A 26,103-nucleotide genomic window follows, 5' to 3' on the forward strand; every position below is an offset into this window, starting at 1 on the left:
GATAGCTCGGCCGCATAGCGGCCGGGTCCGCCGCGCGCCGCGCCGGTCGATCCGCCGGTCGATACGCCGGTCGGTCCGCCGGTCGATCCGCCGACCGGCCCTTCGGCATGCCCTTGAATGCCTGTCATGTCCTTGGCGAGGCGGTGCGGCGGCGTCTATGCTCCGGACGTGGAGCTCGACGTGAGACACCTCCGGGTGCTGTGCGCGATCGCCGACAGCGGCAGCCTCCGCAAGGCCGCGCTCCAGCTCGGCATGACCCAGCCCTCCCTCACCACCCAGCTGCACCGGATCGAACGGGCCATCGGCGGCACCCTGTTCACCCGCGAGCAGACCGGCAGCAGGCCGACCGCGCTCGGTCACTCGGTGCTCTCCCGGGCCCGGCCGGTGATCACCGAGATGGCCGCCCTGGTGACCGCCGCCCGCCAGGAGGCCCGGGACGCGGCCGGGCCCGGCCGGCAGCGGCGGCTGCGGATCGGCAGCGTCGGCAGCCGGGCGGTCGCGGCCTGGCTGCGCCGGGTGCACGAGCGGCTGCCGGACACCGACACCACCATCCACGTGGACGTCTCGGCCAGCGCGCTGCTGCGGATGGTCGCCGCCGACCAGCTGGACGTGGCCTTCGTGTACGAGAGCGAGGGCTTCCCGCTGCGGGTGCCGCCGGACGCCGAGCAGCGGGTGCTGATGGCCCGGGAGCCGCAGTTCGTCGCGCTCGCGGCCGGGCACCCGGCCGCCGCCCGGCCGGTCGTCCACCTGGCCGACCTCGCCGAGGACACCTGGATGGTCGACCCGACCGCCGACCACGAGTACGCGGCGATGCGCCGGGTGTTCAGCGAGGCCGGGCTCAACCCCCGGGTGGTGCAGGTGCGGGACAACGCCACCGCCGCCGAGCTGGTCGCCTCCGGCGAGGCCGTCCGCCCATGCCAGCCGACCTCGCTGCCCGGGCCCGGCACCGTGGTCCGCCCGGTGCACGGGGACCCGCTGGCCGTCCGGCTGCTGTTCACCTGGCGTCCGTGCGTGCTCAGCCCGCCCGCGCTGGACGCGCTGTACGGCGAACTGCGGGCCGCCTACCTGGATCTGGCCAAGGTCAACCCCGCCTACCTGGACTGGCTGGCCCGGCACGAGCCGGTGCTGCTGGAGCGGGTCGGCTAGCGTGCGCCCACCCCGCCGACGCCCGGCCCGCCGGCACTCGCGCCGCCGACGCCCGGCCCGCCGGCACCCGCCCGCTTGCTCTCCCGGCCGTGGATCAGCACGCCCACCGCGATCATCAGCGCGCAGACCAGGCCCGCCGCGAGCACCCCGGAGCCGCCGAGCGCGGTGCAGGCCAGCACCAGCACGGCCCCCGTCGGCGCCACCGCCTGGGCCGCCGCGCCCCGCTTGGTGTGCCGGGAGTGCAGGAACCAGACCGTGAACAGGTAGAGCGCGGTGGGCACGGTGACCGTCGCGGTGGCGGCGGTCTCCGAGATGTGCGCCTTGTGCACCGCCGACTCCACCGCGACCTCCAGCCCGGTGCCGATCGCCGCCGCCGAGCCGAACACCAGGTAGTGCCCGTACCCCCAGACCAGTGCCTGCCGGTTGGACCGCAGGTGCTCGTGGACGGACCGGGCGAAGTAGATCCACCAGGCCGAGAAGCAGATCAGCAGCCCGCCGACCGCGACCGGCACCAGCCGCCCCGGGCTCTCGTGCTCGTCCACCGCCGACTGCACCGCGACGGTCGCGGCCGCCACCGTCTCCCCGAGCACGATCAGGGTGAACAGCCCGTACCGCTCGGCGATGTGGTGCGGGTGCCAGGAGGTCCGCATCCGCAGCTCGGCGACCACCGGCACGGCCAGCTCGCACAGCACCCCGACCGGGATGACGTACGACCGGACGCCGGGCGGCAGGAACAGCACCACCACCCAGCCGACCTGACAGAGCGTGATCCCCGCCGCGTAGCCCAGCGCGACCCGGCGCGCCAGGCCCTGTTCGCCGGCGGCCGCGCGCAGCCACTGGGTGACCATCGCCAGGCGCATCACCACGTAGCCGACGATCGACAGCGTCAGGTCCTGGGTGGCGAACAGCCGCGGCACCCCGGCGGCGAGGATCAGCACCCCGGCGATCTGCACCAGCGTGGTGACCCGGTACGGCACGTCGTCGACGTCGTACGCGGAGGCGAACCAGGTGAAGTTCATCCAGGCCCACCAGATCGCGAAGAAGGTCAGCGTGTAGCCGTGCAGGCCCTCGCCGTAGTGCCCGGCCGCCAGGGAGTGGGCCAGTTCGCGCCCGGCCTGGCCCACCGCGACCACGAAGCAGAGGTCGAAGAAGAGCTCCAGCGGGGTGGCGACCCGGTGCGGCTCGTGCCGGTCGCGCGGGACCATCCGGCGCACCGGCGGCGGGTCGACGGGGTGGCCGGGGGGTGCCGCGGCTGCGGGGTCACTGACCATCGGAGCTGCTCCGGGAGTCGGGAGGGGGTCGTCCCGCGCATCCTGGCAGCGCCTCCGGCCCGGTGCACGCACCGGCACGGCAGGTGTGCACGCGCCGGCAGGGCCGTGTGCACGCTCGGGCACGGCAGGCTCGGGCAGGGCAGGGGGCAGGCTCGGGCAGGGCAGGTGTGCACGCTCGGGCGCGTAGCGAGAACCCCGCGCGCCCCCGGTCACGATGGCCCTGAATGTCCCTTTTTTCCTTGCCGTCAGCCCCAGTTGACGCTCCGGTGCGCGAACCGGGTGACAGCGCGGCGGGTTTCCGGGCGCGCCCCGCGCGCTGCCCCTCGGGCGACCGGCGCGCCGCTAGATTCTTCCCCGGTTGGAAGAGCGCGGGCCCTGCCGGGCCCCATGACACGGGCGGCCTGCGGGCAACGCGGAAGGTCAAGGCGGGTGGCGGGACAGCGGGGGCGGCAGAGCCGATCCTCCCGCGTCCGCGCCACCGGCCTCGTGATCACCGCGCTGCTCGCCAGCGCCTGCCGTGCGGCCCGTCCCGTCCCGGCGGCGGCTACTTCTCCCAGCCGATCCTGCTGTAGTCCTCCCCCGCCAGGCCGAAGGCCCCGTAGTTGGCCAGGCCCTTGCGGGTCGCCACCACCTCCGGCCGCTGGTAGAGCTCGACGGTGTGGCCGAGTTCCCAGATCTTCGCGTCCGCCTGGTTGTAGAGCTTCGCCGCCTCCTGCGGGTCGACCGTCCCGGCCGCCTTCTTCAGCAGGTCGTCGATCTCCTGGCTGCCCAGGCGCGAGGGGTTGCTGAAGCTGTTGTCGCCCACCGGCAGCCGGAAGTTGGTCAGGCTCTTGGACAGCGGGAAGGAGTCGGTGTTGCGCCAGCTCGCGATCTCGAACTTGCCCGGGTTCACGTACTTGGTGAAGAAGTCGTTGGCCGCCACCTTGTCCAGGCTGACCTTGACCCCGACCGCCTGCCACATCGCCACCGCCGCGGTGGCCAGGTCGATCTGGGCCTGCGGCGTGGAGTCGTTGAGCACCCAGTGCAGTTCCAGCGGCCGGCCGTCCTTGGTCCGCGGCTGGCCGCCGGACTCCTTCCAGCCCGCCTCGTCCAGCAGCTTCTTGGCCGCGGCCGGGTCGAACTTCGCCCAGTCGCCGGAGGTGTCCTGGTACCCGGTCTGGTTGGGCATGAAGATGTGGTTGCCGAGCGGCTTGAACTCCACCGGCACCCCGTTGTTGGCGATCTTGATCAGCGCCGAGCGGTCCAGCGCCCTGCCGAGCGCCTGGCGGACCCTCGGGTCCTCCAGCGCGCCGGTGCCGCCGAAGGAGATGTGCACCTCGTCCCACGGGCTGGCGGCCCGGATCACGGTGTCCTTGGCGCCCTTGAGCTGCCCGTACGCGGTGGCGGTGCCGGCCGCGGCGTAGTCGATCTCGTTGTTGAGGTACGCCTGGGTCGTCGCCGCCTGGGACATCACCCGGAAGGTCACCTTGTCGACCTTGGCCCTGGTGCCCCACCAGGCCGGGTCCGGGACGAGGGTCAGGGTCTGCGCGGTCTTGTCCGCCGTGCCGACCTTCAGCGCGCCCGCGGTGATCGGGATCTTCTCCACCCAGCCCTTGTTGAAGTCGTCCGGGGTGGAGATGCCGGCCGCCGGCATCAGCGGGCGGAACAGGTTCTGCCAGTCGGCGTACGGCTCGGCGAAGGTGACCTTGACCTCGCTCGGGTCGGCGCCCTGCTCGACCGCGGAGATCTGCTCGTAGCCGGACGGGTCGGAGAGGTTGTACGCCGGGTCCTTGCCGCTCGCGGCCTGCCAGTCGGCCTTGAAGTCCAGGTAGCTCAGCGGCTTGCCGTCCGACCACTTGGCCTTGGGGTTGAGCTTGTAGGTGACCACCTGCGGCGAGGTCGAGGTGACCTTGGCGTCCACCAGGTAGTCCGGGTCGGGCAGGAAGGTGCCGGCGGCGTCCGTGGTGAAGAGCGAAGGCTCCAGGTTGCGCATGATCGAGACCGCGGAACCGTAGTAGCCGTCCACCTGCAGCGGATTCCACTGGGTGATCCACTGGTACAGCGGGAAGCGCACCTCGCCGCCGTCCTTGATCTGGTCCAGCGGCTTGGGGTTGAGGTCGTTGGAGCCCTGCCCCGGCGGCTCGCTCCTGGCCGCGCCGTCGACGGAGCCACCCCCGCCCGAGGTGCACGCGGTGACCGCGAGCGCGACGGCGACGGCGAGGGCGGCCGCCCGGCCGAGACGGCCGGCCGTGGTGGAAGCGTCCATGAGGGTCCCCTGGGATCGATGACGGGATGTGGGGCGCGCGAGGTGTGACGAGGCTTGAGCGTGGGCAGCCAATTCGGCATCGAGCGAGCAGAACGTAACAGCGGATCAGACCGACCACCAGGGGGAGGAGCGCACGTCTGATCCAAAAGTCACACACGGCAACACGGACGCAACACCAGCTCAGTGCCCCGGTGCTTCACTCTGACCTGCGCTTTCCCAACTCCCTTGCCAGACCACCCGACTGACGCCCGAACGGGCCCGGACCGAAGGCCAACCGATGCCCACCAGACGCGTCGGCCCCACCCGCACCGCAGCGGGCGGCCGTTGATGCTCCGCTACCTGGCGAAACGCCTGGGCTACTACGCGGTGCTGCTGATCGCCGCCGTCTTCCTGGCGTACGCGATCTCCGCGACCGCCCTGCAGCCGCGCACCTACTTCGACGCCAAGGTCCCCCGCCCGGCCGCCGAATCGGTCGAACGCCAGCTCACCGCGCTCAACCTGAACGACCGCACCCCGGTCGTCGAGCGCTTCGGCCACTGGGCCGGCGGGCTGCTCCACGGCGACCTCGGCCGGACCATCCACGACACCCCGGTCACCGACGACTTCGGCCGCCGGGTCTGGGTCTCGCTTCGCCTGCTGCTGATCGGCAGCCTGCTCGGCATGGTCCTGGGCGTCGCGGCCGGGGCCTGGAGCGCGGTGCGCCAGTACCGGGTCTCCGACCGGCTGCTCACCGTGCTGTCCTTCGTCCTGCTCTCCACCCCGGTCTTCCTGGTCGCGCTGATCCTCAAGAACGGCGCGATCACCGCCAAGGACGCGGTCGGCCACGAGGTGATCCCGTTCACCGGCTACGAGACCCCCGGGCTCACCGGCGGCCTCGGCACCCACCTCGCCGACTGGGCGCTGCACCTGCTGCTGCCCACGATCTCGCTGGCCCTCGGCGGCCTCGCCACGTACAGCCGCTACCAGCGCGGCACCATGCTCGACGTGCTCGGCTCGGACTACCTGCGCACCGCCGAGGCCAAGGGTCTGACCCGCGGCCGGGCGCTGCTCAAGCACGGACTGCGCACCGCGGTGATCCCGATGTCGACCATGTTCGCCTACAGCTTCCTGGGCATCTTCACCGGCGCGATCTTCACCGAGACGATCTTCGGCTGGCACGGCATGGGCGAGTGGCTGATCCAGTCGATCAACGAACAGGACGTCAACTCCGTGGTGGCCGTCAACCTGTTCACCGCCGTCGTCGTCCTCGCCTCCGGCTTCCTCGCCGACACCCTGCACGCCGCCCTCGACCCGCGCGTGCGGTCCTGACCGGAGGTGACCTGAGATGACCACCACCGTCGCCGATCCCTCCGCCCCGGCCACCGGCCCCCGGACCGCCGGTCGCGGACGCCTCGTGCTCAACCGGCTGCTCGCCGCCCGCGGCGCCGTCGCCGGGACCGTCGTCGTCCTGCTGCTGTTCCTGCTCGCCTTCGGCGGCCCGTACCTCACACCCTGGGACTACGCCACTCCCGACTTCTCCGCACTGCACCAACCCCCCTCCGCCGAGCACTGGTTCGGCACCAACGGGGTCGGTCAGGACGTCTTCGCGCAGACCGTCCGCGGCCTGCAGAAGTCGCTGGTCATCGGCCTGCTGGTGGCGCTGTTCTCCACCGTGCTGGCCTCCGTGGTCGGCGCCTGCGCCGGCTACTTCGGCGGCTGGGCCGACCGGGCGCTGATGTTCCTGGTGGACCTGCTGCTGGTCTTCCCCGCCTTCCTGATCATCACCATCGTCTCGGCCCGGCTGAAGAGCGCCGGCTGGATCGCCTTCGTCCTGCTGCTCGCCCTGTTCAACTGGATGATCACCGCCCGGGTGGTCCGCTCGATGACCATCTCGCTGCGCGAGCGCGAATTCGTCCGCGCCGCCCGCTTCATGGGGGTGCGGCCGCTGCGGATCATCAGCCGGCACATCCTGCCGAACGTCGCCTCCTTCCTCATCATCGACGCCACCATCGCGGTCGGCGGCGCCGTGATGAGCGAGACCGCGCTCTCCTACTTCGGCTTCGGGGTCAAGCCGCCGGACGTCTCGCTCGGCACCCTGCTCGCCGCCGGAACCGGTGAGGCCCCGGTGTTCCCCTGGCTGTTCTACTTCGCCGCCGCCCTGCTGGTGCTGTTCGTCCTCGCCGTCAACCTGATCGGGGACGGGCTGCGCGACGCGCTCGACCCCACCTCCGGGGTCGCGCCCCGCCGTTCGCCCCGTACCCGTCGTTCCGCCGGCCGTAGGAAGCACCCGTGACCACCACCGTCGAAACCCCGCTGCTCGCCGTCCGGGACCTGCGGGTGGACTTCGCCGGGCCCGACGGCCCGGTCCCCGCCGTCCGCGGGGTGGACATCACCCTGCGGCGCGGCGAAACCCTCGGCATCGTCGGCGAGTCCGGCTCCGGCAAGTCCGTCACCGCGCTGTCCGTGCTCGGGCTGCTGCCCGGCACGGCGAGCGTCAGCGGCTCGGTGCGGCTGGACGGACGGGAACTGGTCGGGCTGCCGGGCCGGGAGCTCGCCGCGATCCGCGGCCGCCGGATCGCCATGGTCTTCCAGGACCCGCTCTCCGCCTTCACCCCGGTCTACCGGATCGGCGACCAGATAGCCGAGGCGGTCCGCATCCACCAGCGGGTGGACAAGGCCGCCGCGCGCCGCCGGGCCGCCGAACTCCTGGACCTGGTCGGCATCCCGGCGCCCGACCGGGCCCTGGACAGCTTCCCGCACGAGTTCTCCGGCGGCATGCGCCAACGCGCGATGATCGCCATGGCGGTCGCCAACGAACCCGACATCCTGCTCGCCGACGAGCCCACCACCGCGCTCGACGTCACCATCCAGGCCCAGGTGCTGGACGTGCTGCGCACCGCCCGGCAGGAGACCGGCGCGGCCCTCGTCCTGGTCAGCCACGACCTCGGGGTGATCGCCGGAACGGCCGACCGGGTCGCGGTGATGTACGCCGGACGGGTGGTCGAGACGGCCGGGGTCGACGAACTGTTCGCGGCCCCCCGCCACCCCTACTCGCTCGGCCTGATCGGCGCGCTGCCCCGGCTGGACGGGCGCGGCGGTCCGCTCGTGCCGATCCCCGGCACCCCGGCGCCGATGGCCGAACTGCCCCCTGGCTGCCCGTTCGCGGCGCGCTGCCCGCTGGCGCAGGAGCGCTGCGCCACGGCCGAGCCCGCCCTGGAGGGGGCGGACGGCCACCTGTCGGCGTGCGTGCGCTCGGCGGAGCTCGCCGAGCGGCGGCCCGCGCCGGCCGAGGTCTATCCCGTCCCGGAGCTGCCCTCCACCGCCGTCGGCCCCGGCGACCGCTCCGCCCGGACGCCGGTGCTGTCGGTGAGCGGCCTCGGAAAAACGTTTCCCCTGCTCAAGGGCACCGTGTTCAAGCGCAAGGTCGGCGAGGTGTACGCGGTGGACGGCGTCGACCTGGACCTGCGGGAGGGTGAGACCCTCGGCCTGGTCGGCGAGTCCGGCTCCGGCAAGTCCACCACCCTGTTCGAGCTGCTGCGGCTCGGCGCCCCGGAGACCGGCCGGATCGAACTGTTCGGCCGGGACACCGCCGCCCTCACCCGGGCCGAGGCCCACCGGCTCCGCGCCCGGGTGCAGATCGTCTTCCAGGACCCGATGGCCAGCCTGGACCCCCGGATGCCGATCGGCGACATCGTCGCCGAACCGCTGCTCGCCCAGCGCACCCCGCGCGAGGAGATCGCCCGCCGGGTACCCGAGCTGCTGCGCCAGGTCGGGCTCGACCCGGAGCACGCCGTCCGCTACCCGCACCAGTTCTCCGGCGGCCAGCGCCAGCGCGTCTCCATCGCCCGGGCGCTCGCCGTCCGGCCCGGCCTGCTGGTGCTGGACGAACCGGTCTCCGCGCTGGACGTCTCCATCCAGGCCGGCGTGCTCAACCTGCTCCAGGCGCTCAAGGCCGAACTGGGCCTGTCCTACCTGTTCGTCTCGCACGACCTCTCGGTGATCCGGCACCTCGCCGACCGGGTCAGCGTGATGTACCTCGGCCGGACGGTCGAGCAGGGCGAGGTGGCCGCCGTCTTCGACCGCCCCCGCCACCCGTACACCCACGCCCTGCTCTCGGCCGTCCCGCTCCCCGACCCCGCCGCCGAACGCGCCCGCGACCGCGTCCTGCTGGCCGGCGATCCTCCCCCGCCCACCGAGCGCCGCACCGGCTGCGTCTTCCGCACCCGCTGCCCGCGCTACGCCGGGCTGACGTCCCCGGCGGACCGGGCCCGCTGCGAGCGGGAACGGCCGGCCCTGGTCGAGGGCGCGCCGGGGGCGGACCACAGCGCGGCCTGCCACCACCCGGACCCCGGAGGAAACTACGCAGGGTGATCACTCGAACACGATTCGGTGGATCCGGTCGGCGCCGTGTAAAGTCTTCGACGTCAGCAGGCGCCGCTAGCTCAGTTGGTTAGAGCAGCTGACTCTTAATCAGCGGGTCCGGGGTTCGAGTCCCTGGCGGCGCACATGGCAAGGTCTCAGGCCGTCCACTCCGGTGGGCGGCCTGAGGCGTTTCCGGCCCCGGAGGACCGCTCAGCGGGTGTCGAGCACGGCCGAGGCCACCGCGTCCGGGCGGTCGAACATCACCAGGTGCCCGGCCGGGGCGGTGATGCGGAAGTCCGCCCCGAGCAGCGCCGCCAGCTCCCGCTGCCGGGCCAGCCACTCCTCGGTGCGGCGGGTCCGGCAGCCGTCGTCGGCGGCCAGCACGGTGATCGGCAGGTCCTCCGCCAGCGGCCGGGTGCTCCGCAGCCCGTCCAGCTCGGCGGCTATGTCGAGGTAGCGGCCGTTCTCCCGCAGCAGCGCGCGCAGGGCCCGCCCGGTGCGGTAGCAGTGCCGCACCAGCGGCGCCGGGGCGAGGTCCTCACGGCGGACGGTGGACAGCCGGGCCGTGGCCCGGCGGACGGACGGGCCCAGCAGGTAGGGCACGGCGAGGGCGGTGGCGGCCCCGGCCACCGCCCGGGCCGCGAGGTCGCGCGCGCCGGGCGCCGGGTACGGCCGGGCCGCCGCCTCCACACTGCCGTCCACCAGCACCAGCCCGGCGGTCCGCTCGGGGTGCAGCCGGGCGAAGGCCTCCACGTGGAAGCCCGCGAGCGAGTGCCCGACCACGGTGCACGGCTCCCGCAGCCCCAGGCCGTCCAGCACCGCCCGGATGCGTCCGGCCTCGCCGGCCGCCGTCGGGGCGGGCCGCCCGGTGGCGGGCTCGGGGGCGCTCAGCCCGTAGCCGGGCCGGTCGAAGCGGACCACGGTGCGGTACGGGGTGAGGAAGGGGACGACCAGGTCCCAGTCGAACCAGCTGCTGCCGAGGCCGCCGGAGAGCAGGCAGACCGGGCCACTGCCCTCGACGCGGACGTGCAGCGGGGTCCCGTCGACGCGCAGGAAGCGCGCCCGGCCGGCGGTCCGCGTTCCGGGAGTGCTCATGCCGGCCTGCGCTCCTGGAGCGGCCCGGTCGGAGGGCACCGCTCCCCGTCCCCGGCGCCCCCGTCCGACGGGTCGGGCGCGCCCGCGCGGGCGGAGCGGGCGACGTCCAGGGCCAGCAGGCCGAGCCAGAGCGCGACCAGCAGCACCTGCAGCCGCTGCCCGGCCCCGAGCGCCCAGGTGCCGCGCCCGGCCTGGAAGGCGGCGATCGAGGCGAGGCTCCAGCCGGTGGCGAGCAGTTCGGCGCCCAGCAGCCAGGGCCCGAACCGGCGCACCCCCGGCCACCAGCGGTAGCGGCGGGCCGCCACGGTGAGCGAGACCAGCGCGGTGAGCGCCCCGGCCATGGCGAGGCTGCTGGTGACGGCGTGCGCGGTGTGGGTGGCGGGGACCAGCCCGGCGGTCTCCCGGGCGGCGCACATCTCGTCGCTGGTGGGGGCGCAACTGAGCGGCAGCCGGGAGTCGGCGGCGGTCGCGGCGCCGAACAGGGCCAGCGCCGACCAGCCGGCCAGCGCCCAGCGGTGCCGGCGGGAGGCCCCGACCCGCCCGGTGGCGAGGGCGGTGCCGGCGGCGGCGAGCAGGCAGAGTCCGGCGGCCAGGTCGGTGGCCCGGAACAGGCCGCCCAGCGGCTGGTCCTCGGCGGCGAGTTCGCTGATGTACGCCCGCACCGGGTCGAGCCCGGTGCTCAGCACGACCTCCAGCACCCAGGCGGTGTACGCCACGGCGCTGAGCAGCAGCAGGGTGGCGACCGCCGTCCGTGCGGTGCGGTGGCCGGGCTGGAGGCGGGGCACCGTTCCACCCTAACCAGCGGCGAACTCCGGACCAACCGGAAGGAAAGGGGCAGGTCGGGCAGCCGCTGTCCGGGTGGTCCGGGGGTGACCCGCAGCCGGTTCGAGGCACCCCTCGGAAGCGTGTATTGTTTTCCAGGTCAGCAAGCGCCGCTAGCTCAGTTGGTTAGAGCAGCTGACTCTTAATCAGCGGGTCCGGGGTTCGAGTCCCTGGCGGCGCACAGACAGTTGGGGAGCCTCTCGCAGCAGCGAGGGGCTCCCCGATTTTTTGGCCTCCGACGTCCGTTTTGCGTGTGATGTCGGTCTCGATCGGCGATTCACCGGAGCCATCCGGCCCATTCTGCTCGTCCAGGGCAGTAGAACCTGAATCGGGACAAAGGTCCCCAACCGCCGATGTCCCCGTCCGTGCCGGCTGCCTCGATGCGCCCGCAGGAAAGGCCGCGCATTGTCCAGAAACGCCCAGAGCGGCCGTAGCACGCCGTCGATCGGCCTCCGCCCGGTCAAACGGTTCAAGCGCTCCACCGGCCCGGCCGGCGGGTCGGGCCGCACCGGCGGGTCCGACGGATCCGGCGGCAGGAGGTCGCGCCGCCCGAAGCGCACCGGCATCCGCCGGCTGATACCCACCTGGCGGATGACCCTGCTCGGCTTCGGCACGGCGCTGCTGCTCGGCATCGGCCTGTTCGCGCTGGGGATCACCCTGGTGAAGGTGCCGGACGCGCACGCCGCCGCGACCGCCCAGAGCAACACCTGGCTCTACTCGGACGGTTCGGTGCTCACCCGCACCGGTCAGACCAACCGGCAGAACGTCTCCCTGGACAAGGTCTCCCCCGCCGCCCAGCACGCCGCGCTGGCCGCCGAGGACCGGAACTTCTACAACGAGGGCGCGGTCAACGTCCAGGGCCTGGCCCGGGCCGCGATCAAGACCGCCAAGGGCCAGGGGACCCAGGGCGGCTCCACCATCACCCAGCAGTACGTGAAGAACACGTACCTGAACCAGAAGCAGTCGATCACCCGCAAGGTGAAGGAACTGTTCATCGCCATCAAGGTGGACGCCACCGAGAGCAAGAACGACATCCTCTCCGGCTACCTGAACACCTCCTACTACGGCCGCGGCGCCTACGGCATCCAGGCCGCCGCCCAGGCGTACTTCGGCATCGACGCGTCGGCCCTCAACGCCGCCCAGGGCGCCTACCTGGCCACCCTGCTGAACGCCCCGAGCGCGTACGACGTCGCCACCGCGACCGCGGCGGGCAAGCAGAACGCCGTCAACCGCTGGAACTACGTGCTCGACGGCATGGTCAAGGAGGGCTGGCTCTCCGCGGACGAGCGGGCCGCGACCACCTTCCCGGACGTCCGGGACCCGCAGCCCAACCCGGGCCTGTCCGGCCAGGCCGGCTACCTGGTCGACGCCGCCACCCAGTACCTCACCTCCAGCGGGGTGATCAGCGAGACCGAGCTGGCCAAGGGCGGCTACACGATCAAGCTGAGCATCGACCCGGCCCGCCAGCAGGCCCTCCAGGACTCCGTCCAGGCCCAGCTGCACGACAGCCTGAACCCGGACAAGCGGAAGAAGGACGCGGCCGCCCAGGCCGGCGCCGCCTCGGTGGACCCGAAGACCGGCGCGGTCGTCGCCCTGTACGGCGGCGTCGACTACGTGAAGCACTACGTCGACAACGCCACCCGGCGCGACTACCAGGCCGGCTCGACCTTCAAGGCGATCGCGCTGGCCGCCGCGTTCGAGAACGAGGCCAAGACCCAGGACGGCCGCACCATCACCCCGCGCACGGTCTACGACGGCACCAGCGGCCGGAAGGTCCGCGGCGGCAAGGGCACCCCGTACGCGCCGCCGAACGAGGGCGACAAGAGCTACGGCCAGATCAGCCTCCAGCAGGCCACCGACTGGTCGGTCAACTCGGCGTTCGCACAGCTCGCGCAGGACACCGGGCTCCAGAAGGTCAAGGACACCGCCGTCGCGATGGGCCTGCCCGGCAACATCCCGGGGCTCGACCCGGTGCCGTCCATCCCGCTGGGCGCGGCCACCCCGAGCGTGCTCGACATGGCGGGCGTGTACGCCACGCTGGACAACGGCGGCAAGCAGATCACCCCGTGGCTGGTGCAGTCGGTGGACCGCGAGGGCGAGAACGTGGCACTTCCCGCGCACAAGACCACCCAGGCGATCAGCGAGGACACCGCCAACCAGGTCACCTCGATGCTCCAGGGCGTGGTGAGCGACCCGGGCGGCACCGGCTGGCGGGCGAAGGCGCTCGGCCGCCCGGTGGCAGGCAAGACCGGCACCACCGACGACCAGAAGTCGGTCTGGTTCGTGGGCTACACCCCCGAACTGGTCACCTCGGTCGGCCTGTTCGGCCAGGATCCGGGCACCGGCGCCCAGGTCAGCCTGAGCGGCGTCGGCGGCATCGACGGCGCGGCCGGCGGCCAGTTCCCGGCCCAGATCTGGACCAGCTACATGAAGGCCGCGCTCAAGGGTCAGCCGGTCGGCGACTTCCCGACCCCGGCCGGCGGCGACTCCTCGGGCGCCGTCGACCTGCCGACCGCCCCGAGCACGCCGAGCGGCGCCCCGTCGACGAGCGCCCCCACCGGCGCCCCGAGCACCGGCCCCACCACGGCACCGGGCGACGGCTCGACCTCGCCGGGCGGCACCGACGGCGGTGCGACCACCGCACCGACGGCTCCGCCGACCAGCCAGCCGACCACCCAGCCCACCCGGCCGCCCCGGCCCACCTCGAAGCCGACGGCGCCGACCACCCAGCCGACCGCGCCCCCGACCAGCCGGCCGACCACCCAGCCCACGGGCGGGGCGGACGCGCTCACGGGGGCGGGCGCCTCGGCCGGTGACTGACGGCCGACGACCGGCGACCGGCTGGTCGGTGGCTTACGGCCGGTGGCTGACGGCCGGTGGCTGACGGCCGACGGGGCCGGCACGGTCACGGGGCCGTGCCGGCCCCGGTGATTGCGCCATTGCGCACAGTCGGGGGCAGGACCGAATGACGGAATGGCGCCTTACCCGATCACCGGTATGACTGTCACAATGCGGCGGTGCACAGATCAACGGCCTCGCCCACCCTCCCTTCGGGCAGAACCCTCGGCCTCGGCCTCGCGCTGGTCTCCGCCGTCGCCTTCGGCGGCTCCGGCACCGCGGCCAAACCGCTGATCGAGGCCGGGCTCTCCCCGCTGCACGTGGTGTGGCTCCGGGTCACCGGGGCGGCGGTGGCGCTCCTCCCGGTCGCCTACCGGCACCGGGACGCCGTCCTGCGCCGCCCCGGCCTGCTGCTCGGCTTCGGCCTGCTCGCCGTGGCCGGCGTCCAGGCCTGCTACTTCGCGGCGATCTCCCGCATCCCGGTCGGCGTCGCCCTGCTCATCGAGTACCTCGGGCCGCCATTGCTGATCGGCTACGTCAAGTTCGTCCAGCGCAAGCCGATCACCCGCGGCGCGGCCGTCGGCGCCGGCGTCGCGGTGGCCGGGCTGGCCTGCGTGGTCGAGGTCTGGAGCGGCCTGGGCTTCGACGCGCTGGGCGTGCTCTTCGCCCTCGGCGCGGCCCTCTGCCAGGTCGGTTACTTCGTGCTCGCCGACGCCGGCCAGCACGGCGAGCGCCCGGTCGACCCGCTCGCCGTCAGCGCGTTCGGGCTGCTCATCGGCGCCGTGCTGCTCACCGCCCTCACCCGGCCGTGGCAGGCCGACTGGAGCCGGCTCGGCGGGTCGGTGGTGATGAACGGGCACAGCCTGCCCGCGTTCCTCCCGGCCGCGTGGATGGTCCTGATCGCGACCGTGCTCGCCTACGTCACCGGCGTGATCTCGGTCGGCTACCTCTCGCCGCCGATAGCCGGGGTGGTCGCCAACCTGGAGGCCGTGGTCGCCACCGTGACGGCCTGGGTGCTGCTCGGCGAACACCTCGGGCTGCCGCAGATCACGGGCGGCCTGCTGGTGCTGACCGGCGCCTTCGCGGCCCAGGCGAGCAAACCCGCGGAGGCGGGGGCGGGCGCGGGGGCAGGCGCGGGCGCGGGCCCGGGGGCGGGTTCGAAAGCCGGGACGGCCGGGACGGCCGAGGTGTTCGCGGGTCCACGGGCCGACGGGCCCGGGGTTGCCGGATCAGAGGCCGACGGGCCCGAGGCCGCCGGGGCCGGGGCCGGGGCTGCCGACCGGGTGACCGCCGAGCGTGGGGTCAGCGGCCGGTCCAGCCGAACCAGTCGAGGTGATTGAGCGGCCACACGACGGCCGACACCGGGCCGACCACGTTGTCCACCGGCACGGCGCCACCGCCCGGGCCGTGCTGGTGGTAGCGGGAGTCCGCGGAGTCGCTGCGGTGGTCGCCCTCGACCCAGATGTAGCCCGAGGGCACCTTCACCGGCCCGAAGTCCAGCCCCGCGCAGGAGTCGTCCCCGGGGTGCAGGTACGGCTCGTCGACCTTCCGTCCGTCGACGCTCAGCGTGCTGCCCTCGCACTGAACGGTCTGCCCACCGGTCGCGATGACGCGCTTGACCAGGTAGTTGTCGTCCTTCGGCGGGACCAGGCCGACGAAGCTGAGCACCGAGCCCACGGCGTTGGTGACCGGGTTCGGATCGGTCGGCTGCGGCGGCAGCCAGCCCCCCGGGTCCTTGAACACCACCGGCTGCCCCGGCTCCGGCTCCCAGCCGGTCAGCGGCGCCAACTTGTTCACGCCGACCCGGTCGCCGATCCGCAGGGTGTTCTCCATGGAGCCGGACGGGATGGTGAACACCTGGAACAGGCAGGTCTTGATCAGCAGCGCGACCACCAGGCCGACCGCCGCCATCACCGGCAGCTCGATCCACCACGGCCGCGGCCGCCGACCCGAACCGCCGGCCTTGCGGCCCCGCGAACCGCGGGCCCGGCGGCGGGCCTCGGCGCGACCGCCGGGCACCGCGTGGGCGTTCGACGCGGACTCGCCGGGAGCCCCGGTTCCGCTCGGCGTTTCGGGCAGGTTCACCGCCATCGTCGCTGCTCCACCTCTCCGGCTGGGGAAACCTGCACGCTACGCCAACCGTGGAGCCTGACGAAATCGGTCATTTAGCCGCCGCCGACATCGCCGGAGGCCCCGGGGCCACGCGGGCCCGGGGCCGCTCGGACCCGAGGATTCAGGAGCGGGCGATGGCCTCGTGGTGGCGGATGACCTCGGCGATGATGAAGTTCAGGAACTTCTCGGCGAAGACCGGGTCCAGCTTCGCCCCCGCCGCCAGCTCCCGCAAGCGCTTGATCTGGTCCCGCTCGCGCGCCGGGTCGGCCGGCGGCAGCTTGTGCTCGGCCTTGAGCCGGCCGACCCGCTGGGTCGCCTTGAAGCGCTCGGCCAGCATGTGGACCACCGCGGCGTCGATGTTGTCGATGCTCTCGCGCAGGCCGGTCAGCTCGGCCCGTACGGCGTCGTCGATCCCCTCGGTCAGGCCGGCGTCGGGGGTCGTGGAGTGGTCCGTCATCGGGGCGGCTCCCGGTGTCTGCAGTGGGCGCCCGACCGTACGGCGGCCGGGCTCGGGCCCGGGCAAATCTAACAGGGCCCCCGCTCCGGCCCCGCACCGTCGGACGGAACCGTCCACGATCCGGACGGCGGGCCGGACCGGACGGTGAGCCGGGCCGGACCGAACCAGACCGGACCGGACCGGACCGGCGAGCCGGTGCTCCGCCCGGCCCCGGCGGCGTGACGCACCGGGCCGGGAGGGCTCTGCCCGTAGGCTGGGGCGTGCATGACCGGACGTGACCGTTCGAACACTCCCTCAGTACTGGAGGAACCGATCGTGGCAACCACCCGCACCGCCACCACCGCGTGGGAGGGCAACCTCCTCGACGGAAAGGGGTTGGTGACCTTCGCCTCCTCCGGGATCGGCGAGTACCCCGTCTCCTGGCCGTCCCGCGCCGAGGCCCCCAACGGCAAAACCAGCCCGGAGGAGCTCATCGCGGCCGCCCACTCCGCGTGCTTCTCGATGGCCCTCTCGCACGGCCTGGCCGGTGCCGGCACCCCGCCGACCAAGCTGGACACCCGGGCCGACGTGACGTTCCAGCCCGGCACGGGCATCACCGGCATCCACCTGACCGTCGTCGGCGAGGTCCCCGGGCTGGACGAGGCCGGCTTCGTGAAGGCCGCCGAGGACGCCAAGGCCAACTGCCCGGTCAGCCAGGCCCTGACCGGCACCACCATCACCCTCACGGCCTCGCTGGCCTGAGCCCGCCCGTCTTCGCTCTTCTTCCTTTCCGCCCTCTTCTCTCTTCCGCCCTCTCTTCTCTCTTCCGCCCTCTTCTCCATCACCTCCGACAGCCCCTTCCGCCCCCGGGCTCCCGGCCCGCTCCGCTCCGCATCCGGCGCGCGACCGGCGCCCAAGGGCGCGGCTTCGGCGCACGCGCCCCTGGCGCACATCATGTGATGTGCACCGGGGGCGTCCGCACGTACCGCCATTCATGATCACAAAGCGGGCGAATCACCCTGGCGGCGGTCACCGCGTGTTGTCGTCGCGGCCTATGATCGGCCGCAGCGCCCTGTCCTTCAGGCGGGTCCCCGCGCGCCGGCGCCCCACGACGGGCAGCCCCCGCAGCGGCCGACTCCGAGGACCACGACAGAGTGCGGAGCCGACCGCCGGGTCCCGACCGGCCGGCCGGACCATCGTCAAGCGTCAGCAGCGGACGGGAGCATGCCGTGCCGGGCCGGAACGAGGGGGCCGACGCACACCACCCGGGCGTGCGGCACGAGGAATCACCGCGCCACCGCCACCTCGCCTCGCCGGTCCTGGAACCGGCCGCCGGCCCCGGCGGACCGGCCACCGCCCCCGCCCCCGCCCCCGCCGCGGGAACCACCACCGCCCCCGCCGCGGGAGCCACCACGGCCCTCGGCGCCTGCGGGACGCTCGCGGAGCCGGAGCTGCTGCTCTGCCCCACCTGCTCGGCCCCGCTCACCGACGACGCCCACCGGGACCGGGGGCTCGCCGGCGGCAGCGGCCGGGCGGCCGAGGGCACCGACCGGGAGGGCGCCGGCACCGACCGGCTGCTGGCGGCACTGCGGGCCAGCGAGTCCCGGTTCCGGGCCGCCTTCTGCGACGCCGTCATCGGCATGGCCCTGATCGACGCCGAGGACCGGATCATCGAGGTCAACCCGGCCTTCGCCACGCTGATCGGACGGGGCGTCGGCGAACTGGCCCGCACCCACCTGCACGAGATCATCGACCCGGAGGGCATGCCGGACCGGCTCTTCCCCGAGCTCGTCCACGGGGAGCGGGAACGGTTCCGCGTGGAGAAGCAGCTCAAGCACCGCGAGGGCCACACCGTCTGGAGCAAGGTCACCGTCTCGCTGATCCGGGACGGCGCCGGCGATCCGCTCTACACCCTCGCCCTGGTGGAGGACATCACCGAGCAGCGGCGGCTCGGCGACCGGCTGGAGTACCAGGCCCTGCACGACCCGCTGACCCGGCTGCCCAACCGGGCCTACTTCTTCGAGCGGCTCGACGCCGCCTGCCTCGCGCCGGACGACCGGCCGGACGACCGGCCGGGCCCGGCCGAGGCCGCGGACGAACGCCGGGTGGGGGTCTGCTACCTGGACCTCGACGGCTTCGCGGCGATCAACGAGGCGCTCGGCCACCACATCGGCGACCAGCTGCTGATCGCCGTCGCCACCCGGTTGCGGCGCGGGTTCGACGGGCGGGACACCCACCTGGTGGCCCGGATGGGCGGCGACGAGTTCGCCGTCCTGGTCACCGACAGCCTGGGCAGCGAGCAGCTGACCGAGCTGGCCGCCCGGATCCTGGAGGTGCTGGAACGTCCCTTCGACGTCTCCGGGCACCGACTGGTGATCACCGCCAGCGTGGGCGTGGTCGAGCGGTCCGTGCACGAGACCACCCCGACCGACCTGGTCAAGGACGCCGACGCCACGCTCTACTGGTCCAAGGCCGACGGACGCGCCCGCTGGACCCTCTACGACCCGGACCGCGGCGCCCACCAGCTCACCCGGCAGCTGCTCGCCACCGCACTGCGCCCGGCCCTGGAGCGCCGTGAGTTCACCATCGAGTACCAGCCGCTGGTCGGCCTGGCCGACGGTGCGGTGCACGGCGCGGAGGCGCTGGTCCGCTGGCGCCACCCCCGCTACGGGACGCTCTCCCCGGACCGCTTCATCCCGCTCGCCGAGGAGACCGGCGCGATCGTGCCGCTCGGGACCTGGGTGCTGGAGGAGTCCTGCCGGCAGGCCCGGCAGTGGCTCACCGAGTTCCCCGACACCGAGACCTTCGTGAGCGTCAACCTGGCCGCCCGCCAGATCTGGGACTCCGACATCGTCGCCGACGTCGCCCGGGCGCTCGAACGCACCGGCCTGCCGGCCCGGCTCCTCCAGCTGGAGATCACCGAGAGCGCCCTGCTCGGCCCCGGCGGCCGCCCGCTCCAGGCCCTCCAGGCGCTCGCGGACATGGGCGTGCGGATCGCGATCGACGACTTCGGCACCGGCTACTCCAACCTGGCCTACCTCTCCAGGCTGCCGGTGCACGTGCTCAAGCTCGACGGCACCTTCATCGAGGGCTTCCGCGAGCCCGCCCCGACGGACCGTACGGGCCGCCCGGAGCTCCGCTCCCGGCGCAGCGACGCGGACGAGCAGATCGTCGGCGCGATGGTGCAGCTCGCCCACACCCTCGGCCTGACCGTCACCGCGGAGGGCATCGAGAGCGCCGCCCAGGCCGAGCGCCTGCGGCTGACCGGCTGCGACACCGCCCAGGGCTGGTACTTCGCCCGCCCCGGCGAGGCCGAGCTGGTAGCGGCCATACTCCGCGAGGGCCGCCCCGCCCTGAACGGCCGGTAGCCGCAGGACGGGCGGGCGACCGGCGGGCGCTGCGGGGCGGAACGGCCGGGCCCGGCCGCCGCGGCGGACGCGGCAGACGGTGGGCGGTCGGTCCGGATGCCGTCAGGCCGTCGAGGTCACGCCGCCGCCGTCAGGCCGTAGGCCTCGGCGATCAGGCCGTACGAGCGGAGCCGGGCCTCGTGGCCGTGGATGTGCGAGGTCACCATCAGCTCGTCCACGCCGGTCCGCTTGCGCAGCGCCTCCAGCCCGTCGGCGACCCGGCCCGGGTCGCCGAGCACAACGTTGTCGAGCCAGCTGTCGATGAAGTCGGCCTCGACCGGGCTGTACGGGTAGTCCTCGGCCTCCTCCGGGGTGGGGATCGGGCCGGGGTTGCCGCGTCGCAGGCGGAGCATGCCGAGGGCCGCGGAGCGGGCGAGTCGCCGGGCCGAGGGCTCGTCGTCGGCGGCGACCGCGCTCACGCCGATCAGCGCGTACGGCTCGGCGAGCACGGCGGAGGGGCGGAAGGACGAGCGGTAGAGGTCCAGCGCCGGGACGGTGTTGGCGCTGCTGAAGTGGTGGGCGAAGGCGAACGGGAGGCCGAGGCGGCCCGCCAGCTGGGCGCTGAAGCCGGAGGAGCCGAGCAGCCAGACCGGCGGTCGGCCCTCGCCCCGGGGGACGGCGGTCAGCCGGGCGTACGGGTGGCCGTCCGGGAAGTCGCCGTCGAGGAAGTGGGTCAGCTCGGCGAGCTGCTGCGGGAAGTCGTCCGCGCCTTCGGCGAGGCCGCGGCGCAGCGCCCGGGCGGTGGCCGGGTCGGTGCCGGGGGCGCGGCCGAGTCCGAGGTCGATCCGCCCCGGGTGCAGGGCCTCCAGCAGGCCGAACTGCTCGGCGACGGCCAGCGGGGCGTGGTTGGGGAGCATGACGCCGCCGGAGCCCAGCCGCAGCGTCGTGGTGTTGGCCCCGAGGTGGGCGAGCAGGACGGCCGGGGTGGAGCTGGCCACTCCGGGCATGCCGTGGTGCTCGGCCACCCAGAAGCGGTGGTAGCCCCATTGCTCGGCCCGGCGGGCCAGTTCGGTGGTGGCGGCGAGGGCCTCGGCGGGCGTGTGGCCGACGCCGACGGTGGCGAGGTCGAGGATCGAGAGCGGCGCGGGCGCCGTCCCGCGGGCGGTGCCGCGGATCGCCGCACTGGCCGCCGGTCCGGCCGCCGATCCGGTCTCCGGTCCGGTCCCGTGCTCCTGGTGGTCCTCGGTGGTCATCCCGTCCGCCCTTCTGGCCGCCGTCCTCGGGCCGGCCGTCGTGGGTGACCGCGCGGTCCCGGATGGCCCGCCGGTCGCTGTCGCCGAGGGGGGTCAACCACGGCCGGGGCCTCGCTGTTCCCGCCTCCGGAGTGTCGTCCGGCCACGGTCCGAGCGGGTTTCGGCCATTTCGCACGGAAGTCGACCGACCGTTCGGCTGACGCAGAGCCAGCGGGCGAACACGGCTGGCGACTTCCCGCCAGCGCCGGAAGTCGCCAGCGCCAGGACTCGCGACCGGGGGCCGGCGTCCGGCAGGCTGGGGCCGGGAGCGGGTCGCCGGAGCGGGATCCGCACTCCACCAGCAAGATCGTCGGGCTGGACCAGCACCGGACGATCACTGCGAGCCCTCGGCGCGGCACCCCGCCCCGGGGGCTCGTTCGGTTTCGGCGACGGTCCGCCACCCGGGCGCCCCGGCCCCCGGACCGGCCCGGACGCGTCGCTTCCCGCCCCGGGGCGCGGCCGGAATCAGCGACCGTGACCCATGCCATACCGGGGTGCTTCATGGCATGAAAAGTCGAGGCGCTAGCGTTGACCCCTGCAGCCACCTGCTCCCTCGGGAGGCGTGGAGGGAGTAAAGGGCCTTGAACTTCGTGGCGGCGACCGGATCCTCGTGGATCTGCGCGCTGGCGCTCGTCGCCGTGCTCGGGGACGCCCTCCTTCCGTTCATCCCCAGCGGGACGCTGGTCATCCTGGCCGTGCTCAAGACCGCGCAGATCGACGGTGCGCCCCTGATGCTCGGGCTGGGCGTGGCGGTGGCCTCCTTCCTGGGCGACCTGCTGCTGCTCAACCTGGCCCGGCGCGGCGCCCCGGTGCTGCACCGCCGGCTCGCCCGGCGCCCCAAACTGGCGGCCAGCGTGGCCCGGGTCCAGGAAGCCCTGATCGAACGACCCCACGGGGCGGCCGCCGCGATGGTGGTGGTCGCGCGGTTCGTCCCGGCCGGGCGGACCGTCCTCGACCTGGCCATCGGCCACTCCCCCGCCCATCCGCACCGGTTCCTGCACTGGTCGGCACTGGCGGCGCTGGTCTGGGCCGCCTACATCGTGACGCTGGGCTGGCTGAACAGCCACTGGTTCAACACCGCCTGGCTGAGCCTCGTGGTCTCCTGCGCGGCGGCCACCGCCATCAGCACCGCGATCGCGCGCATGGTGCGCCGCACCCGGCGGCTCGCCGCACTCTGACGGTCCGCCCGGCGACAGCTCCCGGCCACCCCTCCGCCCCTTGCGACGGTCCCGCCGCGGCGGACCCCTTCCTTGTGGTTCCGCGCGGCTTCCGTGATCCCACCGGGGCCGGCACACCTCTTTCCGCACGCCCGCCCGGGCCAGCCCTCCCCCTGGCGGGCTTCGGGCCGCCCACCCCGGCAAGGGGCAAAAGTTTTCCCAAAAGGGCGACCAATCGGGCCCAACGACGACGAACCCCGGCGGCGGGCCGACCGGCCGGCGGTAGCGTACTGACCGGGCCGCACGGGGTGGGAAGCGTCACAGGACGGCAACAGTCGGCGCATCCCCGCAGCCCAGCCGGATGCGCCAGGCGTGTTGGGAGTCGTCAGCGCTCGGCGACCTTGGAAGCCGCCGCGGCGACATGACATGCTAACGGCGGAATATTCATCAATTGCCCGATTTGACCGGTGCGGCTGCGGGCCGCCCTCACCACCGGCATCGGCACCCAGGGGAGACCATGACCAGCATCTCGCGCAGGACGGTGCTCAGTGCAACCGCCGCGACCGCGGCCCTCGGCGCGGTCGCGGCCTGCTCCAGCGGCGGATCCGGCTCGGGACAAGGCGCCACCTCCCCCGGCCCCGGCGGTACCGGAACCGCCCAGGGCGGCGGCCCCGACCCCCAGGCGGCGGTGCCCAAGGGCACCCCGATCGGCGACGGTTCCAACGCGGACACCGGACCGCAGCCGAACCAGCCCAAGCCCGAGAAGCTCAAGCCGGGCGAGCGGCCGCCGCAGTTCGTGGTCTTCTCCTGGGACGGCGCCGGCGGCACCGAGGACGGCCAGTTCCCCCGCTTCCTGAAGCTGGCGGAGCAGCACAAGGCCACCATGACCTTCTTCCTCTCGGGCATCTACGCCCTCCCCAAGGGCAAGGCCGACCTGTACCACCCACCGAAGCACTCGGTCGGCGCCTCCGACATCCCGTACCTGTCGGACGGCGCGGTGAAGAGCACGCTCAAGCTCATCAGCCAGGCCTGGCTGGCCGGGCACGAGATCGGCACCCACTTCAACGGGCACTTCTGCTCCAGCCGTCCGGACAAGAACGGGGTCAACATGTGGACCCCCGAGGACTGGCAGAGCGAGATCGACCAGGCGATCGGCTTCGTCACCCAGTGGCGGACCAACACCGGCTTCACCGACGTCGACCCGCTCCCCTTCGACTACAAGAAGGAGCTCATCGGCGGCCGCACCCCGTGCCTGGAGGGCCAGAAGGCGCTGCTGCCGACCATCGCCAAGCTGGGCTGGAAGTACGACGCCAGTTCCTCGGGCGGCTTGCAAATATGGCCGCAGAAGGTGCAGGACGGCAAGGTCTGGGACTTCCCGCTGCAGTCCATCCCGTTCCCCGGGCACACCTTCCAGGTGCTGTCGATGGACTACAACATCCTGGCCAACCAGTCCAGCGGCAGCACCAAGGGCGACCCGGCCAAGTACGGCGACTGGCGCACCCAGGCCACCAACTCCTACCTGGCGGGCTTCGAGCGCGCGTACAACAGCAACCGCGCGCCGTTCTTCATCGGCAACCACTTCGAGCAGTGGAACGGCGGCATCTACATGGACGCCGTCGAGGAGACCCTCAAGACCGTCGCGGGCAAGCCCGACGTCCGACTGGTCTCCTTCAAGCAGTTGGTCGAGTGGCTGGAGGTGCAGGACCAGTCCACCCTGCGCAAGCTGCGCTCGCTCAACGTCGGCCAGGCGCCGGCGGGCGGCTGGGAGAGCTTCCTCGGCACGGCGGGCTGACGCGCCGAGGCGCGCAGGAGCGGGCCACCGGGACCGGCCGGCGGGGGGCGGATCCCTCGCCGGCCGCTGTCGTTCCGGCCGTTGGCGTGCCGGCCGCTGGTGTTCCGCCGTTGGCGTGCCGGTCGCTGGCGTTCCGACCCGCTCCCGAGCCCGGCCGGCTACTCGGCGGCGAGGGCGTCCGCGAGCAGGATCCGGACGATGCGGTCCGCCCCGGCCCCGCCCCAGAGGATCGAGTAGTGGTTGGTGCCGGGCACCGGTGCGGCGGGCACCCGCTCCGTGTCCAGCCGGGCCAGTTCGAGCCGCGCGTGGTCGTAGAGGCCCTGCGGCTCGTCGAGCAGGCCGCGCTCGGCCCAGAGCAGGTCGGCCGGGCAGGGCAGCCGGTGCACGGCGCCGGCCGCTTCCTCGTCCAGCAGGACCTGGGCGCCGTCGACCTGTACGGCCTCCAGCACGCAGGAGGAGCGCAGTTCGGGCTCCGTGCCGACGAGGTCGCGCTGGGTGTAGGCGTCGATCCCCTCGGTCCACTCGCCGGCGAAGGCTGGGTGCCCGCGCCAGAACTCCCGGTAGGCGTCCCGGTCCGGGAAGGTCGTGGACAGCCGGGCCAGCGCGGGGCCGAGCACCGCGGCCAGGGCGTCCTCCTCCCGGATGCCCTGCGGCAGCGGGAAGGTCACCGCTCCGTCGACCAGCAGGACGCGGCGGACCAGGCCGGGGTGCCGGACGGCGGCCAGGGCGGTGACCCAGGCCCCCATCGAGTGGCCGACCACCGTGACGGGCCCCGGGCCGAGGGCGCCGATCAGCGCGGCCACGTCGTCGGCGTGCCGGGCCAGCCCGTACGGTCCGGCGACCGAGCGGCTGGCGCCGCGGCCTCGCAGGTCGGGCGCGAGCAGGGTGACCCGGCCGGCGAGCCGGCGGGCGACCTCGTACCAGGCGAGGCCGTTGGCGGTGATGCCGTGCACCGCCACGATCGTGGGGGCCCGCGGGTCGTCTGCGGGCCAGCGCAGGACGGCCAGGTCCCCACCGGGCACGGGGACGGTCAACTCCTCGGGCTTCAGCGGCGACTGGCTCACGCGGGGGTACCTCCGGTGGGGTGGGCGGTTCCGAGACCGGCCGGCACCGAGGCGGAGCGGGCGGACCGGGCGGTGCGGATGCGGGCAGGCAGTCTAGCCAGGCCGCCGGGCAGCAGGTAGACCACGGCGACGAACAGGGCGCCCAGCAGGAACAGGGGTTGGGAGAGCGGAACCCGCAGCACCGCCGGCAGGTCGGCGACGGTCGAGGAGTTGGCGAGGTCGCCGAGCCGGTGGCTCGCCCAGGTGTACAGGACACCGCCGAGCAGCGGTCCCCAGCGGGTGCCGGAGCCGCCGAGGACGACCATCACCAGGAGCGCGAGCGTGGCGTCCGAGGTGGCGGCCTGCGGGGTGGCGCCACCGGTCAGCAGCAGGTAGACCACCCCGCCCAGCCCGGCGAGCCCGCCGGCGAGCACGAAGGCGACCAGCTTGTAGCCGTAGGGCCGCAGTCCGAGCACCTCGACCCGGCGCTCGTTCTCCTTGATGCCCTCCCAGACCCGGCCCATCGGCGACTTGACGGCCCAGTGGACCGCGGCGACGGTCAGCACCAGGTAGCCGACGGCGATCCAGTACAGGTTGGCGGTGTTCTCGATCCCGAGCAGGCCGGCGGGCAGCAGGTCGGCCGGGGCGGAGCGGCCCTCCTCGCCGCCGGTGACCCCGCCGGGATTGCGCTGGACGAGGATCGAGCCGGCCTGGGCGAAGGCGAGGGTGACCATGGAGAACCCGATGCCCGTGACGCGCAGGCTGACCGAGCCGAGCAGCAGGGCCAGCAGCACGGAGCAGGCGACGCCGAACACCGCGGCGGCGGCGAACGGCAGTCGCAGCTCCAGCATGCCGAGATCGGTGGCGTACAGGCCGGTCGCGAAGTAGAGCGCGTGGCCGAAGGAGAGCAGTCCGGTCCGACCGAGCAGGAGGTCGTAACCGGTGGCGAGGGCCCCGTAGAGCAGGCACAGGGCGAGCAGTTGGAGGCTGCCGGGGCTGCCGAGCGGGCCGTCGAGCAGTCCCGGGACGGGAAGCGCACTGTATGGGGCGACAAGGAACGTGATCAGCAGGGCGATCGGCCACCAGCGTAGCGCTCTGTGCACGCCTGTCCAGCGGTTAGTGACTGAATCACCTGTTCGAGGGATGGCGCCGGGACCGCTCCTGTG

At 73.6% G+C, this 26,103-nt stretch carries 19 protein-coding genes and 2 tRNA genes; 12 read left to right on the forward strand and 9 right to left on the reverse strand.

What is annotated here, in order from left to right:
* Positions 1-126 precede the first annotated feature (126 nt).
* Complete coding sequence (locus ACFVHV_RS14935; RefSeq protein ID WP_380351457.1) at positions 127-1,146, forward strand: LysR family transcriptional regulator; 1,020 nt, start codon at positions 127-129, stop codon at positions 1,144-1,146.
* Here ACFVHV_RS14935 and ACFVHV_RS14940 read toward each other — a convergent pair.
* Entirely contained in the window at positions 1,143-2,417 is a 1,275-nt protein-coding gene (locus ACFVHV_RS14940; protein ID WP_359901807.1) for a low temperature requirement protein A, read from the reverse strand. The genes ACFVHV_RS14935 and ACFVHV_RS14940 overlap by 4 nt on opposite strands.
* A gap of 544 nt (positions 2,418-2,961) precedes the next feature.
* On the reverse strand, positions 2,962-4,662 hold the full coding sequence (locus tag ACFVHV_RS14945; protein WP_380351458.1) for an ABC transporter family substrate-binding protein: 1,701 nt from the start codon (positions 4,660-4,662) through the stop codon (positions 2,962-2,964).
* A 327-nt stretch (positions 4,663-4,989) separates the two neighbouring features.
* Between ACFVHV_RS14945 and ACFVHV_RS14950 the strand changes: the two genes are divergently transcribed.
* The 4 genes from ACFVHV_RS14950 (at position 4,990) to ACFVHV_RS14965 (ending at position 9,146) form a co-directional block, all read left to right on the forward strand.
* Positions 4,990-5,970, forward strand: coding sequence for an ABC transporter permease (locus ACFVHV_RS14950; RefSeq protein ID WP_359901813.1), 981 nt, complete (start codon positions 4,990-4,992; stop codon positions 5,968-5,970).
* Between the two features lie 16 nt (positions 5,971-5,986).
* On the forward strand, positions 5,987-6,934 hold the full coding sequence (locus ACFVHV_RS14955) for an ABC transporter permease (protein ID WP_359901816.1): 948 nt from the start codon (positions 5,987-5,989) through the stop codon (positions 6,932-6,934).
* The gene (locus ACFVHV_RS14960; protein WP_380351460.1) at positions 6,931-9,012 is read left to right on the forward strand and encodes a dipeptide ABC transporter ATP-binding protein; all 2,082 of its coding nucleotides are present in this window, start codon (positions 6,931-6,933) and stop codon (positions 9,010-9,012) included. Before ACFVHV_RS14955 ends, ACFVHV_RS14960 begins: the two co-directional genes overlap by 4 nt.
* Before the next feature lie 60 nt (positions 9,013-9,072).
* A tRNA-Lys gene (locus ACFVHV_RS14965) sits at positions 9,073-9,146 on the forward strand.
* 67 nt (positions 9,147-9,213) lie between these two features.
* Here ACFVHV_RS14965 and ACFVHV_RS14970 read toward each other — a convergent pair.
* Both ACFVHV_RS14970 and ACFVHV_RS14975 read right to left on the reverse strand, forming a co-directional pair.
* Entirely contained in the window at positions 9,214-10,098 is an 885-nt protein-coding gene (locus ACFVHV_RS14970; protein WP_380351462.1) for an alpha/beta fold hydrolase, read from the reverse strand.
* On the reverse strand, positions 10,095-10,883 hold the full coding sequence (locus tag ACFVHV_RS14975; RefSeq protein WP_380351463.1) for a DUF998 domain-containing protein: 789 nt from the start codon (positions 10,881-10,883) through the stop codon (positions 10,095-10,097). Before ACFVHV_RS14975 ends, ACFVHV_RS14970 begins: the two co-directional genes overlap by 4 nt.
* Before the next feature lie 144 nt (positions 10,884-11,027).
* Between ACFVHV_RS14975 and ACFVHV_RS14980 the strand changes: the two genes are divergently transcribed.
* The 3 genes from ACFVHV_RS14980 to ACFVHV_RS14990 all read left to right on the forward strand — a co-directional run bounded on the left by ACFVHV_RS14980 (position 11,028) and on the right by ACFVHV_RS14990 (position 15,098).
* Positions 11,028-11,101, forward strand: a tRNA-Lys gene (locus ACFVHV_RS14980).
* Positions 11,102-11,325: 224 nt separating this feature from the next.
* A complete protein-coding gene (locus tag ACFVHV_RS14985; RefSeq protein WP_380351465.1) occupies positions 11,326-13,740 on the forward strand; it encodes a transglycosylase domain-containing protein in 2,415 nt (804 codons plus the stop codon).
* Between the two features lie 197 nt (positions 13,741-13,937).
* Positions 13,938-15,098, forward strand: coding sequence for a DMT family transporter (locus tag ACFVHV_RS14990; RefSeq protein WP_380351466.1), 1,161 nt, complete (start codon positions 13,938-13,940; stop codon positions 15,096-15,098).
* On the opposite strand, the gene lepB is transcribed toward ACFVHV_RS14990, so the two are convergent.
* Positions 15,061-15,849, reverse strand: coding sequence for a signal peptidase I (gene lepB, locus ACFVHV_RS14995; protein WP_380351468.1), 789 nt, complete (start codon positions 15,847-15,849; stop codon positions 15,061-15,063). The genes ACFVHV_RS14990 and lepB overlap by 38 nt on opposite strands.
* A gap of 142 nt (positions 15,850-15,991) precedes the next feature.
* A complete protein-coding gene (locus ACFVHV_RS15000) occupies positions 15,992-16,327 on the reverse strand; it encodes a chorismate mutase (protein WP_359901835.1) in 336 nt (111 codons plus the stop codon).
* Positions 16,328-16,642: 315 nt separating this feature from the next.
* Between ACFVHV_RS15000 and ACFVHV_RS15005 the strand changes: the two genes are divergently transcribed.
* A complete protein-coding gene (locus ACFVHV_RS15005; RefSeq protein WP_359901838.1) occupies positions 16,643-17,068 on the forward strand; it encodes an OsmC family protein in 426 nt (141 codons plus the stop codon).
* Positions 17,069-17,577: 509 nt separating this feature from the next.
* Positions 17,578-19,674, forward strand: coding sequence for a putative bifunctional diguanylate cyclase/phosphodiesterase (locus ACFVHV_RS15010; protein WP_380351470.1), 2,097 nt, complete (start codon positions 17,578-17,580; stop codon positions 19,672-19,674).
* Between the two features lie 116 nt (positions 19,675-19,790).
* On the opposite strand, the gene ACFVHV_RS15015 is transcribed toward ACFVHV_RS15010, so the two are convergent.
* The gene (locus ACFVHV_RS15015; protein WP_380351472.1) at positions 19,791-20,906 is read right to left on the reverse strand and encodes an LLM class flavin-dependent oxidoreductase; all 1,116 of its coding nucleotides are present in this window, start codon (positions 20,904-20,906) and stop codon (positions 19,791-19,793) included.
* Positions 20,907-21,535: 629 nt separating this feature from the next.
* Between ACFVHV_RS15015 and ACFVHV_RS15020 the strand changes: the two genes are divergently transcribed.
* Positions 21,536-22,123, forward strand: coding sequence for a VTT domain-containing protein (locus tag ACFVHV_RS15020; protein ID WP_359901955.1), 588 nt, complete (start codon positions 21,536-21,538; stop codon positions 22,121-22,123).
* A 496-nt stretch (positions 22,124-22,619) separates the two neighbouring features.
* Positions 22,620-23,894, forward strand: a complete 1,275-nt coding sequence (locus ACFVHV_RS15025; RefSeq protein WP_359901847.1) for a hypothetical protein — start codon at positions 22,620-22,622, stop codon at positions 23,892-23,894.
* 158 nt (positions 23,895-24,052) lie between these two features.
* On the opposite strand, the gene ACFVHV_RS15030 is transcribed toward ACFVHV_RS15025, so the two are convergent.
* Both ACFVHV_RS15030 and ACFVHV_RS15035 read right to left on the reverse strand, forming a co-directional pair.
* A complete protein-coding gene (locus ACFVHV_RS15030) occupies positions 24,053-24,958 on the reverse strand; it encodes an alpha/beta fold hydrolase (RefSeq protein WP_380351474.1) in 906 nt (301 codons plus the stop codon).
* On the reverse strand, positions 24,955-26,082 hold the full coding sequence (locus ACFVHV_RS15035; protein WP_380351481.1) for a branched-chain amino acid ABC transporter permease: 1,128 nt from the start codon (positions 26,080-26,082) through the stop codon (positions 24,955-24,957). The genes ACFVHV_RS15030 and ACFVHV_RS15035 overlap by 4 nt, the downstream gene beginning before the upstream one ends.
* Positions 26,083-26,103: the final 21 nt, after the last annotated feature.

Source organism: Kitasatospora sp. NPDC127116 (assembly GCF_042677365.1).
Classification (GTDB): Bacteria; Actinomycetota; Actinomycetes; order Streptomycetales; family Streptomycetaceae; genus Kitasatospora; species Kitasatospora lactacystinica.